Annotated in this window: 12 protein-coding genes and 1 pseudogene; 8 read left to right on the top strand and 5 right to left on the bottom strand. The window is 44.2% G+C overall.

Annotation, left to right across the window (positions count from 1 at the left end; genetic code table 11):
- On the bottom strand, positions 1-674 hold a 674-nt coding region (locus tag ACM0OZ_RS34710; protein ID WP_414587380.1), incomplete at its 3' end, for a HEAT repeat domain-containing protein.
- 197 nt (positions 675-871) lie between these two features.
- On the opposite strand from ACM0OZ_RS34710, the gene ACM0OZ_RS34705 reads away from it, so the two are divergent.
- The gene (locus ACM0OZ_RS34705) at positions 872-1,012 is read left to right on the top strand and encodes a hypothetical protein (RefSeq protein WP_414587379.1); all 141 of its coding nucleotides are present in this window, start codon (positions 872-874) and stop codon (positions 1,010-1,012) included.
- A 117-nt stretch (positions 1,013-1,129) separates the two neighbouring features.
- Entirely contained in the window at positions 1,130-1,969 is an 840-nt protein-coding gene (locus ACM0OZ_RS34700; RefSeq protein WP_414587378.1) for an Rpn family recombination-promoting nuclease/putative transposase, read from the top strand.
- A gap of 412 nt (positions 1,970-2,381) precedes the next feature.
- Here the strand turns inward: ACM0OZ_RS34700 and ACM0OZ_RS34695 are convergent, their stop codons facing one another.
- Both ACM0OZ_RS34695 and ACM0OZ_RS34690 read right to left on the bottom strand, forming a co-directional pair.
- On the bottom strand, positions 2,382-3,029 hold the full coding sequence (locus ACM0OZ_RS34695; protein ID WP_414587377.1) for a Uma2 family endonuclease: 648 nt from the start codon (positions 3,027-3,029) through the stop codon (positions 2,382-2,384).
- 222 nt (positions 3,030-3,251) lie between these two features.
- Entirely contained in the window at positions 3,252-4,649 is a 1,398-nt protein-coding gene (locus ACM0OZ_RS34690) for a TldD/PmbA family protein (protein ID WP_414587376.1), read from the bottom strand.
- Positions 4,650-5,020: 371 nt separating this feature from the next.
- Between ACM0OZ_RS34690 and ACM0OZ_RS34685 the strand changes: the two genes are divergently transcribed.
- From ACM0OZ_RS34685 to ACM0OZ_RS34660, 6 genes and pseudogenes are all read left to right on the top strand, one after another.
- Complete coding sequence (locus ACM0OZ_RS34685; RefSeq protein ID WP_414587375.1) at positions 5,021-6,667, top strand: DUF2079 domain-containing protein; 1,647 nt, start codon at positions 5,021-5,023, stop codon at positions 6,665-6,667.
- A gap of 169 nt (positions 6,668-6,836) precedes the next feature.
- Positions 6,837-7,037 (top strand): MerR family transcriptional regulator, encoded by a 201-nt coding sequence (locus ACM0OZ_RS34680; protein WP_414587382.1) that lies wholly within the window; start codon positions 6,837-6,839, stop codon positions 7,035-7,037.
- Positions 7,038-7,323: 286 nt separating this feature from the next.
- On the top strand, positions 7,324-8,514 hold the full coding sequence (locus tag ACM0OZ_RS34675) for a glycosyltransferase family 4 protein (protein WP_414587374.1): 1,191 nt from the start codon (positions 7,324-7,326) through the stop codon (positions 8,512-8,514).
- A gap of 169 nt (positions 8,515-8,683) precedes the next feature.
- Positions 8,684-9,888 (top strand): annotated as a pseudogene (locus ACM0OZ_RS34670) (RNA-guided endonuclease InsQ/TnpB family protein).
- A 598-nt stretch (positions 9,889-10,486) separates the two neighbouring features.
- On the top strand, positions 10,487-11,641 hold the full coding sequence (locus ACM0OZ_RS34665; RefSeq protein WP_414587373.1) for a KamA family radical SAM protein: 1,155 nt from the start codon (positions 10,487-10,489) through the stop codon (positions 11,639-11,641).
- A 215-nt stretch (positions 11,642-11,856) separates the two neighbouring features.
- Positions 11,857-12,825, top strand: coding sequence for a D-alanine--D-alanine ligase family protein (locus ACM0OZ_RS34660; RefSeq protein ID WP_414587372.1), 969 nt, complete (start codon positions 11,857-11,859; stop codon positions 12,823-12,825).
- Between the two features lie 85 nt (positions 12,826-12,910).
- Here ACM0OZ_RS34660 and ACM0OZ_RS34655 read toward each other — a convergent pair whose 3' ends face one another.
- Positions 12,911-13,249 (bottom strand): XisI protein, encoded by a 339-nt coding sequence (locus ACM0OZ_RS34655; protein ID WP_414587371.1) that lies wholly within the window; start codon positions 13,247-13,249, stop codon positions 12,911-12,913.
- Positions 13,234-13,674, bottom strand: coding sequence for an element excision factor XisH family protein (locus ACM0OZ_RS34650; RefSeq protein ID WP_414587370.1), 441 nt, complete (start codon positions 13,672-13,674; stop codon positions 13,234-13,236). Before ACM0OZ_RS34650 ends, ACM0OZ_RS34655 begins: the two co-directional genes overlap by 16 nt.
- Positions 13,675-13,683: the final 9 nt, after the last annotated feature.

The following is a 13,683-nucleotide window of genomic DNA, read 5'->3' as shown; positions in this document are numbered from 1 at the left end:
TTTGCTGCCGCTTGCCCGAAGTTGCCCAATGCCTCAGCCGCTTTGGCACGAACGTAAGCGTATACCTTTTCATCCTTGAGGATATTGAGGATGTCTGGAACGTATTTTGCTGCCGCTTGCCCGAAGTTGCCCAATGCCTCAGCCGCTTTGGCACGAACGTAAGCGAAAACCTTTTCATCCTTGAGGATATTGAGGATGTCTGGAACGTATTTTGCTGCCGCTTGCCCGAAGTTGCCCAATGCCTCAGCCGCTTTGGCACGAACGTAAGCGAAAACCTTTTCATCCTTGAGGATATTGAGGATGTCTGGAACGTATTTTGCTGCCGCTTGCCCGAAGTTGCCCAATGCCTCAGCCGCTTTGGCACGAACGTCAGCGTCTACCTTTTCATCCTTGAGGATGTCGGCAGCTTTCTTAGCAATATCCTCCGGTTCCCTCCCCACAGATTTCAAATTTTGCAGATCATATTCCGTCAATTTGTCCAGAGCATATTGCTTTACCCTAGGAAGATCATCTTCAAGCGCAGCCATTATACCGTCAATCTGCCAAGGTTGCGGCTTTGGCTTGGGTTCTTCTTCCGCACTCACCCAAGGCAGCCAGAGGAGAAGAACAAGCAAAAGAGTGACAGGGAAAAGGAGAAAGGGAGACTTTCTGGTTTGGCGGGGAGTTTTCAGCATGGGGGACACAGCCAGGAAGAGGGGGTGATGCTGCAAGCAGTGGAATTAAGGCTTAGGCGTTGATGGTTGTATCATAATCTGAGGTTAGCCTGAGTTGTTGGTTTTCTCTATTGTTTATAGGTGTTGGTGAAATCAACTTATGCATTGATAGATTGCAACATTCTCGACTTTGAAACTTTCATCTGGTAGGGTGCGTTATGGACATGAGTCCTAACGCACCGAAAATCTCGGATGGTGCGCGATTCCTGCGGCATAACACACCCTACCAACGTCCAAAATCTCTGATGGTGCGCGATTCCTACGGCATAACACACCCTACCAACGTCCCAAATCTCTGATGGTGCGCGATTCCTACGGCATAACACACCCTACCAACGTCCCAAATCTCGGATGGTGCGCGATTCCTGCGGCATAACACACCCTACCAACTATCATTGTCAATTGGATTTTAATTTGTGAGCTACGACAACGTCTGTAAAATCTTAGCTGAAAAATATCCAACGGATTTTGCGCGTTGGTTGTTAGCAGTCGAACCACGAACCATCGAAGTCTTAAAAACAGAATTGAGCATTGAACCAATTCGCGCTGATTCCTTGACATTTCTGCAAACAGAAAACCGCATTTTACACATCGAATTTCAAACCATAACAAGGTCTAATACACCGATTTCTTTTCGGATGTTGGATTATTCTGTTAGATTAATCCGTCAGTATAAAGTCCCTGTCACGCAGGTGGTCATTTTTTTACAACAGACAAATGACGAAATAGCATTCACCGAAGAATATCGCAGTGAAACGACAACTCATCGCTACCGCGTTTTGCGGATGTGGGAACAAGATTCAGTGCAATTCCTCAACAATCCTGCACTATTACCGTTAGCGCCGTTAACGCGAACAAACTCACCCCAAGCGTTATTATCGCAGGTTGCCCAGAGTGTTGCTAGAATTTCGGATAGAGAGACGAGGCAGAATATTGCAGCTTATACAGGGATATTAGCAGGTTTGAAATTTGAGAAAAACTTGATTCGTCAATTTTTGAGCGAGGATGTTATGCAAGAGTCGGTCATTTATCAGGATATTTTGCAGAAGGGAGAACAAAAAGAAGCACTTAGATTCTGTCTGTCTTTACTTGATGAACGCTTTGGTGAAATTGATTCGTCAATTTTTGAGCGAGTTCAAGTTTTCAATAAAGAACAGCTAGAAGCTTTAGGTAGAGCGCTTTTTAGAATGTCATCAATAGGTGATTTAGTGACTTGGTTAGACCAGCAGGAAAGCAATTCACTTCTAGATAGTTAAATATTATAATTTGTTTTTCTTGCCTCGTTCCCAGCCTGAGGCTGGGAATGCATACTGGAAGGCTCTTGCCTTCCTTACTTGCGGTAGAGCCGCTTAAACCGCATTTCCAGCTACAACCTGGAAACGAGATTTCATATCATGTTCGCTTAATTGCCGATAATAAAACTTCTTTGTAGTAAGGACTTCAGTCCTTGCTTTGTCGGTAAAGAGGACTAAAGTCCTCACTACGAATTTCCGCAGGGTTATACCGCAATACGGTTCAGTTAAGGTTGATGTGTAAAAAATCACGTTTGTAGAGACGCGCCATCCGAGAGTTCAACATTGTGTTTCTGAACGGTATTGGGTTATAGCGATTCAAAAAATGTTTGCGACAGATTCCCCACCCGCGAAAAGAGCGCACCCTCCCCATCAATTATTGTTTTGTTGACGAAGCAATTTGCTGCTTTACCCAAGCACGAAAAGCGCGGGTTGTTGCCATTTCTCCATTCTTTTTCGTTTCTTGAATAAAACGGGGAATTTCCTTCACTTGCACAGGGGGGAAGGTGGGGCTAGTTTGAACTTCTGTGTATTCACCATCACGAAGTCTGTAAATTCGCAATACATTGCCGTTGTATCGCCAGAATTCTGGTACACCAATTGCTGCGTAAATTTTTGACTTATCTACTTTGGGTTTGGAGTATTCCACCTCTAACACTAAGTCTGGTGGTGGATCAATTGCTAAATCTATGTTTTCTCTGTCCCGAACTAGAGATTCATTCTGAATATAGTAGCTGCTATCTGGCTCACTTGCGCGTTCTACATTATCTCGTGTTAAGGTCAGTGAACCAGCACGTTTAATCTCCAAGTCGAACTCTTCACACAATACCCCAACAAAAACTTCAATCAAACGGTTAGAATTTTCGTGCGGCATCAGTGGTGTCATAATTTCTAATATTCCATTGTCATAAGCAAGTCGGTTTTTCCGCTCTTGACCCATCTCCATCAACATGGTTTTGAATGTTTGCCAGCTGATGTTTGATAGTATTGTCCTAGTTTCTGCGGGTGTTGCCGTTGTCACCATAATTCACCTTCCTCGTTCCCTGGCAGAACCAGGGGATGGATAAATGTGTGCTGCTGCCTCACTGCCTCAATATAATTATTATGGGAGGCAGAGCCTCCTGTATGGCACTCCCATGCAGAGCATGGGAGCGAGAGATGCAGAGCATGGGAGCGAGAGATAAGTTCGTAGTGAGGACTTTAGTCCTTGCTTGAGTGGAAGAGGACTAAAGTCCTCACTACTGCTTTAAGCGACTTCTCCCCCCACAACTACGTCACGAATTCGCAAACTGGGACCACCGCAACCTACAGCTAAGCCATTTTGTCCACCCTTCCCGCAACCACCGGACTCATCCCAATAAAAGTCATCGCCGATCGCCTCAATATCTGCCAAAGTCTGAAAAACATTCCCTGAAAGCGTCACATCTTTTACTGGTTCGGCAATTTTGCCGTTTCTAATCATCCACGCTTCCCCAGCGCTAAAGGTGAACATTTCCCCATTCGTCATTCCACCTAACCAGTTACAGGCATAAACTCCTTCTTTGATACCGCCGAATAAATCCGCAACAGGCGTGTTCCCCCGTTCAATCCAGGTATTCGTCATCCGTACAATCGGAGGATAGTGATAACTGAGACATCGTGCATTGCCCGTTGGGGCTTCGTCCAATTTGCCAGCAGTTTCGCGGGAATGCAAACGTCCGATCAAAATCCCATCTTCAATGAGTTTGGTTGTGGTTGCAGCTGTACCTTCATCATCATAAAAATAACTGCCACGATGTCCTTGTGGCGCAGCACCATCAAAAATCTGCAATTCTTTGGGACCAAACCGCCGCCCGATGGTCATCACTTCTAACAGATCCGGGTTTTCATAAGCCATGTCTGCTTCGGAAAGATGCCCAAAGGCTTCGTGAACAAATAACCCTGTGAGAATGGGGTCAATCACCACAGTGTAAGTATTACCTTTTACCGATAGCAGAGATAAAGCTGCAACTGCCCTTTTTGCTGCGTCTTTGACTTGTTCATCCAAACCAATTAAATCTTCAAAGGCTTTGCGCGAACCAGTGGTTTCCCGTCCAGTTTGCACAGTTTCGCCGTTTCTCGCTGTGGCGGCAAAGCGCATTTCCATATCCACCCAAGATTGCTCGATGAAACTGCCTTCACTGGTAGCAAGGATAACCCTTTGGGCGCTGTCTTCATAGCGGACAGAGGTGGTGGTAATGCGGCTGTCAATGCTTTTGAGTAATTCTGTGTAGCGATCGCACAATTCTTTTTTCTTTTTCAGCGAGATTTGCCGGGGATCAGTTCCAGTCAATGGAATATTGCATATTGTTTGCACTATGTCAATTGGTGCGAGGATAGTTTCTTCCTCGCCAACAATCTTGGCTGCGGCGATCGCTTCTTCAATGCGATCGCTAATCGTCGAAAGCTGGTTAAAGCTACTAAACCCCCATCCACCTTTGTAACAGGCGCGAATCTGTCCACCAATGGAAATACCTTCGCTGAGGGTTTCTACTTTGTCGCCACGCAACAAGATATCAGTTCCTTCGGCTTCTTCAAGGCGAATCATCAGATAATCTACACGGGATGAATAGCGCTTAAGTAGGTCAGAAAGCACATTTTGAACGTCAGCAAGTAGGGTCTGCATTTGTGAGGGAGGAACAATGAGGAACTGCATTCATTGTGCAATTACGCGGGTATGACCTGCCACTGAATCAGGGAATTCTTTTAATATGGCGCGTTTGTAGAAGCGTCTTTGCGTCAACAATTAGGGGGTTACGGGGGTAAGGGGATAAGGGGGTAGGGGATGTGAGAACCTGCGGGCTTGTACCCATCTGTTACGGGGGTAAGGTGTACCAAAAAGAAAACCTCTTTCTTCCCCCCATACCCCTACACCCTACACCCTACACTCTTACACCCTTAGTTTGGTCAAACTTCAAATCCCTGCTAGAGTGTGTGGAAATCAAGGTTCTACAATAAAGTTTTTCCCCCGTTTACCTAAACCAGGGTAAGTGAGTAATGTTGTCAAAATTACGAAAAAAGCTGCGAATAATCCCATTAAACTTGGGGGCAAGCACTACTGGTAAGGTGTTACCACTGGTAGCAGTGTTCTTTGTCCTTTGTCTAATAATTACCTTAAATCGTTACTACAGTTTCTACGCCTCTTTCGACCAAGGAATTTTTAACCAAGTTTTTTGGAATAACCTTCACGGTCGATTCTTTCAAAGTTCGCTTTCTTCAAGCCTTTCCACCAATGTTGTTCACGCTGGAGAAGTTGCCACAGTTTATTATCACAGACTTGGTCAACACTTTACTCCAGCGTTGTTACTTTGGTTACCAATATATGCATTGTTTCCTTCTCCTGCAACTCTTGCTGTTCTACAGGTTATATTTATTACTGCGGCTGGTTTGGTTTTGTATGTGCTAGCACGACTGTATGTGCAACCACCATTAGCCGTAATGCTGACTCTCAGCTTTTACACCGCCAACGCTGTTCTTGGTCCCACCTTCAGTAACTTTCATGACATTAGCCAAATTCCGTTGTTTGTCTTTGGCTTGTTACTGGCAATGGAAAAGCGCTGGTGGTGGCTGTTTTGGGTGCTAGCAGTTTTGATTTTGCTAGTTCGGGAAGATGCTGGTATAAATTTATTCGGTGTTGGCGTTTACATGATTTTGAGCAAACGCTTTCCCCGCGCTGGACTGGCTGCTTGCACTCTCAGCTTTGGTTATATGTTGCTCCTCACCAATGCAATTATGCCGCTGTTCTCTGAGGATATTTCACGGCGGTTTATGTTAGAACGGTTTGGGCAATTTGCGGATGGCGATGAAGCTTCTACCTTGGAAATTATTTGGGGGATGATTAGCAACCCTTGGCGACTTATTGTAGAATTGGTTACACCTGTAGACCGGACAATCAAGTATTTACTCGGTCAATGGTTACCGTTGGCGTTTGTGCCTGCTATTGCTCCTGCATCTTGGATGATAGCTGGCTTCCCTCTGCTAAAACTCTTTTTAGGACAGGGAGAGACGGTGCTAGCAATCAATGTTCGCTATGCTTTGACTGTGGTTCCTGGACTATTTTACGGGGCAATTCTTTGGTGGTCACAGCATCCAAAAAGATTTAAACTCTCATTTCGCCGTTTTTGGATAGCCTGTATTAGTCTTTCTTTATTATTTTCCTTTACTTCCAGCAGTTCTAGCTTAAATAGAGCATTTTATTTTCTCTTACCAGATTCGTTTAATCCTTTGGTGTATGTGTCTTTGCCTCAACAATGGCGTCATGTATCCCAGTTTCGCCCAATGCTTGCACAAATTCCACCAGATGCTAGCGTCTCTGCAACCACTTACCTTGTCCCTCATCTTTCCAGTCGCCGCGAAATTATTCGCTTACCTGCACTGGAACTGCGAAACGATGCACGCCAGGTGATAAAAGTAGATTATGCGATCGCAGACCTTTGGCAGTTGCAACAGTATCAACCAGCATTTAAGGAAGAGCGTAATCTTTTACGGGAACTTGCACAACAGATTGACGAGCTGACGAAGACTCAGGAATATGGAATTATTGACTTTAGGGATGGCGTCATTTTACTGAAGCGCGCTGCAACTCCTGATCCACAAGCCACAGCAGCTTGGTTAGCCTTTCGCCAACAGCTTGGCAAAGAATGAAGAGGAAAGAGGGAAGAATCAAGAATAGAAGTCAGAATACAACAATTCTTGAGTCAGAACAACTCCATCCATGAAAGACAGAAGTTATGAACCAGGAGTATGACTGAATCGTGAAATAGTTTGCTAAACTTACTCATACTTAATTACTAGGAGTAAGTTTATGTGAAAGATTGCAGAATTCGGTGAGATGATTGGAGTGTCTGCTTCAACTTTGCGGCGATGGGAACAAGAAGAGAAGTTAATCCCAGACCGCACGTTAGGGAACCAACGCATTTACACTGAAGAACACTTAAGTAAAGCTCGGAGTTTGAAGACTGCCAACAAGCAGTCAAGACAATACATTTCGGTTAGTGATGTTTCCCTTCTATGAGATCCCCCAACCCCCGATCCCTTGGGGGCAAATAGTTCCCCTCTTTTTAGGGGAGGAGGGGGGATCAAGTCTTATCCGAAAAGTATTGGGAGTCAAGAAACTATTCTGAATTCTGAGTTCTGAGTTCTGACTCCTTCTTTCAAAATGTAGCTACCATTACTTTTTTCCGAAAAATATTAAAAAAATCAAAAAATTTCCATTTAGGTACTTGTAATAGTAACCAAACTTGTATCTTGAGATAAATGTAAAAGATTAGAGATTTGTAAAGGGTTGGGCATAGAAATATATGAAGATATTGGTATTGAGCTGGGAGTTTCCGCCTCGGATAGTTGGGGGAATTGCTCGTCATGTAAGAGAGTTATACCCGGAACTTGTCAAGCTAGGACATGAAATTCACCTGATTACACCAGAGTTTGGTCATGCACCAATGTATGAAGTGGTTGAGAAAGTGCGGGTACATCGCGTACCTGTGGCTGCTAGTAACGACTTTTTCCACTGGGTCGTCAATTTGAACGACAGCATGGGACATCACGGTGGTAAGCTGATGCTAGAGGAAGGACCATTTGATATCATTCACGCACATGATTGGCTGGTTGGGGATGCAGCGATCGCCCTCAAGCACAACTTTAAAGTCCCCCTCATTGCAACTATTCACGCAACTGAACATGGGCGGCACAACGGTATTAACACTGAAACTCAACGTTATATTAGTAGCAAAGAAGTCCTTCTAGCTTACAATGCTTGGCGGATTATCGTTTGCACCGACTATATGCGGCGCGAAGTAGAACGGGCGTTACAAGCTCCGTGGGATAAAGTAGATGTTATTTATAACGGTATCCGACCAGAAAAGAAGCAGCACCACGAAGATTTTCACGCTCAGGATTTTCGTCGTCAATTTGCTGAAGACAGCGAGAAAATCGTTTACTACGTTGGTCGCATGACTTATGAAAAAGGCATATCTCTATTGCTAAGCGCTGCTCCCAAGGTGTTGTGGGAGATGGGGGGTTACGTCAAGTTTGTGATTATCGGTGGCGGTAATACCGACCATCTCAAAAAGCAAGCTTGGGATCTGGGAATTTCGCACAAGTGCTATTTTACGGGTTTTATATCTGATGAGTACTTAGATAAATTTCAAACCGTCGCTGACTGTGCTGTTTTCCCCAGCCTCTATGAACCCTTTGGTATTGTTGCATTAGAAAGCTTTGCCTCTCGCGTACCCGTGGTTGTTTCTGATACTGGTGGTTTTCCAGAAGTAGTGCAACATACTAAAACAGGTATAGTGACTTACACCAACAATCCGGATTCTCTAGCTTGGGGTATTTTGGAAGTGTTGAAAAACCCAGGTTATCGGCAATGGCTAACTGATAACGCTTATGAGGATTTAGAAAGACGCTTCAGTTGGTCCAAATTAGCCAAGCAAACGGAGGATGTGTACAAGCGCGTGGTGCAAGAGCGAGCGCAAGTTGATTGGTTGTAAATAGAGCAAATTCTTTCATGTTTTCAGGGACAGCTAGAATTTAGCTGTCCTTTATGGGTTAAGTGCATCAGTTAATTGTGCTTACCAAAAAACTGGGTTTAAAGCCCCGTCCTAGAAGGACGGCTTTTTAAATTTGTGCTATAATTACGTTAACGAGTTCAACGTAACAATGTTGGTACTTGAGGCAAAACTGGAAGGAACAAATGAGCAATACGGACGGCTAGACGAAGCTATCCGTACTGCTCGGTTTGTTAGAAACAGTTGCGTTAGGTACTGGATGGACAATCGTGATATTGGGCGATATGAACTTTCGGCTCCCAAGTGCTGTCTTAGCCAAAGAGTTTGAATGGGCAAAGAAGCTAAACTCAATGGCAAGACAGGCTAGTGCGGAAAGAGCGTGGTCTGCAATATCGCGTTTTTACGATAATTGTAAAAAGAAAGTTCCGGGTAAAAAAGGATATCCCAACTTTAAGAAAGAACAAACTCACGGAAGTGTAGAGTACAAGACAACCGGGTGGAAACTTTCTTCTGACCGACGATATATCACTTTTTCGGATGGTTTTGAAGCCGGAACTTTCAAAATGTGGGGAACCCGTGTCCTTCACTTCTACCAAGTTAAGCAATTTAAGCGTGTTCGGGTTGTACGTCGAGCAGACGGGTATTACGTTCAGTTTTGCATTGACCAAGAACGCGTAAGAGAAGAGGGAACCAACGTTTAAAACCGTTGGGATTGATGTGGGATTGAAACACTTCTACACTGACTTTGACGGGGAGACGGTTCCCAATCCACGACACTTGCGCTCTAGTGAGAAGTCTTTAAAGCGGCAACAACGTCGTCTTTCTAAGACTGAAAAAGGTTCCAAGAATAGGGCGAAATTTAGAAATAGGCTGGCTCGGAAACACCTCAAGGTAAGTAGGCAACGTAAAGACTTTGCAGTGAAGACTCTTGGTGCGTAGTCCAGTCTAACGACTTGGTAGCCTATGAGGACTTGAAGGTGCGCAATATGGTGAGGAATAGACACCTTGCCAAATCGATTAGTGATGCTGCATGGACTCAATTTCGTAGTTGGGTCGAGTATTTTGGAAAAGTGTTTGGAGTGGTCACAGTTGCTGTACCGCCTCACTACACTTCCCAAAACTGCTCGAATTGCGGAAAAATCGTGAAAAAGACGCTTTCAACTAGAACCCATACTTGTCCTCATTGCGGACACATTCAAGACCGAGACCACAATGCAGCACGAAACATATTAGAAAAGGCACTACGTACCGTGTGCCCCACGGGGAGTCACGCCTCTTGTCGGGACCTCCCTCTGTCTTGGTGAAGTAATTCCTCAAGATAAGCCGACTCGTGGAAAGAGGAAGCCCAAACAGTGATGTTTGGAATCACCGCACTTTTAGGGCGGTGAGGATGTCAAACCTATACAGAATACAGACAGAAGCAAAGTAAACAAGTTTATATTACAATACGGTTCAGTTAGGGTTTCATTAAAATTACTCACGCGTTGGTCAACCTTGGCAAAATGCCCAACTTGAATACTCGTTTTTGATGTTAATTAGCATGTTTGGTTGGGCCTGAATGCCGCCTCAAAGCCGGGTATAACCTCCGCACGAATGAATAAGGTTGACCAACGCGTGAGCAGGATTTATCCAAGGGCTGAACGATATGAATTTCCAGTGTGTAGAACTTTCGGATGCAACGTAAGATTGCATTGGTTAACGGTAGATTAATTCTCTTAACAGCAACCGTATTGGTTTATACTAGAGCTCTTGCACTCATTCAATTTTTTTGAAATTAAACCACAGATGGACACGAAATTTACACCGATATTTATCTGTGTTCATCTGTGTTCATCTGTGGTTCAAAAATTCATAAATCGTATTTTTGCAAGAAGTCTATTGGTTCTGTAAGTCTTGGTATTTCGATTTCGTTCACTAGAACACAGATGATAACTTCATTGTCAAAATGCATGAAATGACAAACACAGACTTTAACATAGTTGAAAAAAACAGCTTATCGGGGCGAGACTGGAAAGAGGAGTTAATTGAAAGTTTAAGGCGATCGCATCAAGCAGAAGACTGGTTACCTCTATCGCCAGCAGAACGCGATCGCGTCACACAAGCAAAGCAAAGCTTCCCGATGATGGTTCCTCTAGGCTATGCTGAACTTGTGGACTGGCAAAACCCGGATGATCCTTTGCGTCAGTTGTTGCTGCCTTCGGAATCGGAAAAGGATAAGTCTGGTAGTCTTGATACCAGTGGGGAAGAAATTTCTACAGTCGTGCAAGGTTTACAGCACAAGTACGACCAAACGGCAGTGTTAATTGTTACCCAAGCTTGTGCAGGGCATTGCCGTTACTGTTTTCGCAGGCGACTGATGAGTCGTGATGTTTTGGTGAAAGAGACAATAGAGGATTTAAAAGAAGCGATCGCCTACATTGCTGAACATCCAGAAATTGACAACGTGTTGCTTTCCGGTGGCGACCCCATGATTTCCAGTACTCGCCGCCTAGCTAATCTGTTCGCTGCAATAGCGTCTATCCCTCATATCTGGCAAATTCGCATCAGCACCAAACTCCCCGCCTTCCTACCAAGTCGCTTCACGACAGATCCAGAATTGTTGAATGTACTGCATCAATATAAATCTCGATTTCAAATCGTCATCCAGTCCCATTTCGACCATCCGCGTGAAATCACCCCAGCATCCATTCGCGCCTTAGAAGCATTACAACAAGCTGGTTGTCTACTGACTTCCCAAATTGCCCTAATGAAAGGCATTAATGATTCCCCAAACACCCTAACTGAACTCTTCAAACGCCTCCATCGTTATGGCGTTATCCCTCAGTACTTATTTCACCCCCGTCCCGTCAAGCATGCGACTTCTTTTCAACTACCAATTGTAGAGGGAATGCAGTTGATAGAAGCAGTCCGTCAGCGTTGCAGTGGACCAGTCAAGCGCTTTCGTTATATCCTTACTCATGAAGACGGAAAGCTGGAACTCGTGGGTATTCTTCCCGGTTCACCCATGCAACTAGTAGCAAAATGGCAGCAAGTACGACGGGGGCTAGACAAGTCGGGAGTTATGCTAGTTCCAATTGACGAAAAAACTTGCTGGATGGAAGAAATATAACGCAATTCAATTGAATGAAGTAATTATTTATCTGTGTCCACCCCCCTCATTCCCCCCTCTTGAGGGGGGAAGACAGAGGAAAAACTTTTATTTATTGTCCATGTGTGGTTCATTATTTCTTTGTGTACCTTACTCCGGGTTATTACAGCTATATAATAGTAAAAAATAAAACAGTGGTCACAATAGGATTGCTATTTGAGCTTGAGGCTGACATCATGTCAGACCCAAAAGCAGAGGAAAAAACGCATTATCACTGGCGCGAACCAGAAGAAGTGGAAGCAGTTGCAGAGAGTTTAACAACATTAGGTTACAAAGTTGATAAAATTGGGACTCTGGATAATTTGTTAGAACGGTGGCGCTTAAAGGAACTACCGGATTTTGTCTGGAATCTTTCAGTCAGAACGCTTTCCCGCAACCGTACCGCTTTAGCACCAGCGATTTTAGAGCAACTAGGTATTCCCTATACTGGCGGTGATGCTACGGCAAAAAGTTTGACTCTGAATAAAGATTTACTCAAACCTGTGTTGCATTGGTGGGGAATTTTGACACCTCGTTGGTATCGATACAACCGAGGTGAGGATATCCAGTTTTTGCCTTTTTGGTCAACTTCAATTTTGAAACCAACTTGTGAAGGCTATTCACTGGGGTTGTGGCGGTTTGATAACCAAAAGGGATTGACTGCACTGCGCCAAGAGGTTGAGGAATTACACCAATTATTTCAAGTACCAATTTTATGTGAAGAATTCATTGCAGGTCGTGAGATCACAGTGGGTGTTGTGGGCAATTCTTCAACGTTATTGATAGGTGCGGTGGAAACAGTAGACGCAATGGGTGAACCACTGAATGAGCAAGTTTTGGATTTGCAAGCTAAACGTCAGGGAAACTTTAAGAAAATTGGGGTTGATTTATCTTCCCCAGAGTTGCAAAAGCTTCAGCAAGTCGCGCTGCAATTGATGAAGCTACTCGGACCTTTGGACTATGCAACCTTTGACTTTCGCATAGCACCAGATGAACAGGCATATTTGCTGGATATTAATGCCGATGCAACCTTGCACCCACAGCGTTCTTTTGCTCAAATTGCTCGTGCGGCTGGGCTATCTTATCAGCAATTGATTTCGGTTATTCTAGAAACCTCCTTAGAACGGTGGAACCAGAATTTTGGAAATGATATCAGGGGGGTGTAGTCAATTGTGGATAAGATGCGGGCGATCGCCATCTTTACGATGGAATTCGTTGATAGTATTCATTGCTACTTTTCTTGTCAAACAATCATGCCACGGCAAATCCTGTATGCTGCCGTACTTTGGGATGACGAAAACCAAGTACTATATCTTCTTTGGGAACACCTGCTTCGAGTAAATCGGTAGCAACCCCCTCTTCTGTGTCATCATATTGAATCCAGATTTTGTCACCAATTAAATTGAGGTGAATTGGTGTTGCATGGAGATACTTGTCGCCATTCCAACCAATGTCCAAGACTAAGTACTGTCCTCGCTCATCATCAAATAGAACTTGGGAGTCATAGCCGTCAGGCAGAGCAGCGCGATATTCGGCGTGTTTTTGTAATATGCTTTTAATGATGTCCTGGTATTTTAATCGGGTATCCATTGGACAATAGCCTCACTTTCATCATCAAAGACAATTAGCTTAATAATTTGGTTCTTTAGTAAAACTTGTCCCAATTCTATGGTAAACACGGTGTTAAAAGTTGGTCGAGAAACAGCAAGATAGAGACTTCGCTCCACACCCATTTCATTAAGTACTTGGCGATAAAGAACATACTGCCCCAAAGCCTGCTCCAAATCTTTTACATTAGACTGTCCCACAAAACTCTTGACTTCTACAACAATTTTTTGGGTTTCTTTTTTAGCACTAATTAGACGTTCTGCACCCAAATCGGCAGATAAACGCTTGTTGCCAATTTGAAGCGGAAATGGGTCGTGGGTAATTGTCCAGCCATCCTTTTGTAAGGCACGCTTAACAGTATCGTGATAGATATCTTTGGCTGGCACACTGAGGAAATTGGGTGACAAAGGTTTACT

The organism is Scytonema sp. PCC 10023, assembly GCF_963920835.1.
Taxonomy (GTDB): Bacteria; Cyanobacteriota; Cyanobacteriia; order Cyanobacteriales; family Nostocaceae; genus Kalymmatonema.
Note: the sequence above shows the minus strand (reverse complement) of the source record. Positions and strands in the feature narration are given on the sequence as shown.

What these genes read in the sequence shown, in the direction of transcription:
- ACM0OZ_RS34690 (WP_414587376.1), bottom strand. Translation starts at nt 4,649, where the DNA reads ATGCAGACCCTACTTGCTGACGTTCAAAATGTGCTTTCTGACCTACTT.
- ACM0OZ_RS34675 (WP_414587374.1), top strand. Translation starts at nt 7,324, where the DNA reads ATGAAGATATTGGTATTGAGCTGGGAGTTTCCGCCTCGGATAGTTGGG.
- ACM0OZ_RS34695 (WP_414587377.1), bottom strand. Translation starts at nt 3,029, where the DNA reads ATGGTGACAACGGCAACACCCGCAGAAACTAGGACAATACTATCAAAC.
- ACM0OZ_RS34660 (WP_414587372.1), top strand. Translation starts at nt 11,857, where the DNA reads ATGTCAGACCCAAAAGCAGAGGAAAAAACGCATTATCACTGGCGCGAA.
- ACM0OZ_RS34665 (WP_414587373.1), top strand. Translation starts at nt 10,487, where the DNA reads ATGACAAACACAGACTTTAACATAGTTGAAAAAAACAGCTTATCGGGG.
- ACM0OZ_RS34685 (WP_414587375.1), top strand. Translation starts at nt 5,021, where the DNA reads ATGTTGTCAAAATTACGAAAAAAGCTGCGAATAATCCCATTAAACTTG.
- ACM0OZ_RS34655 (WP_414587371.1), bottom strand. Translation starts at nt 13,249, where the DNA reads ATGGATACCCGATTAAAATACCAGGACATCATTAAAAGCATATTACAA.
- ACM0OZ_RS34705 (WP_414587379.1), top strand. Translation starts at nt 872, where the DNA reads ATGGACATGAGTCCTAACGCACCGAAAATCTCGGATGGTGCGCGATTC.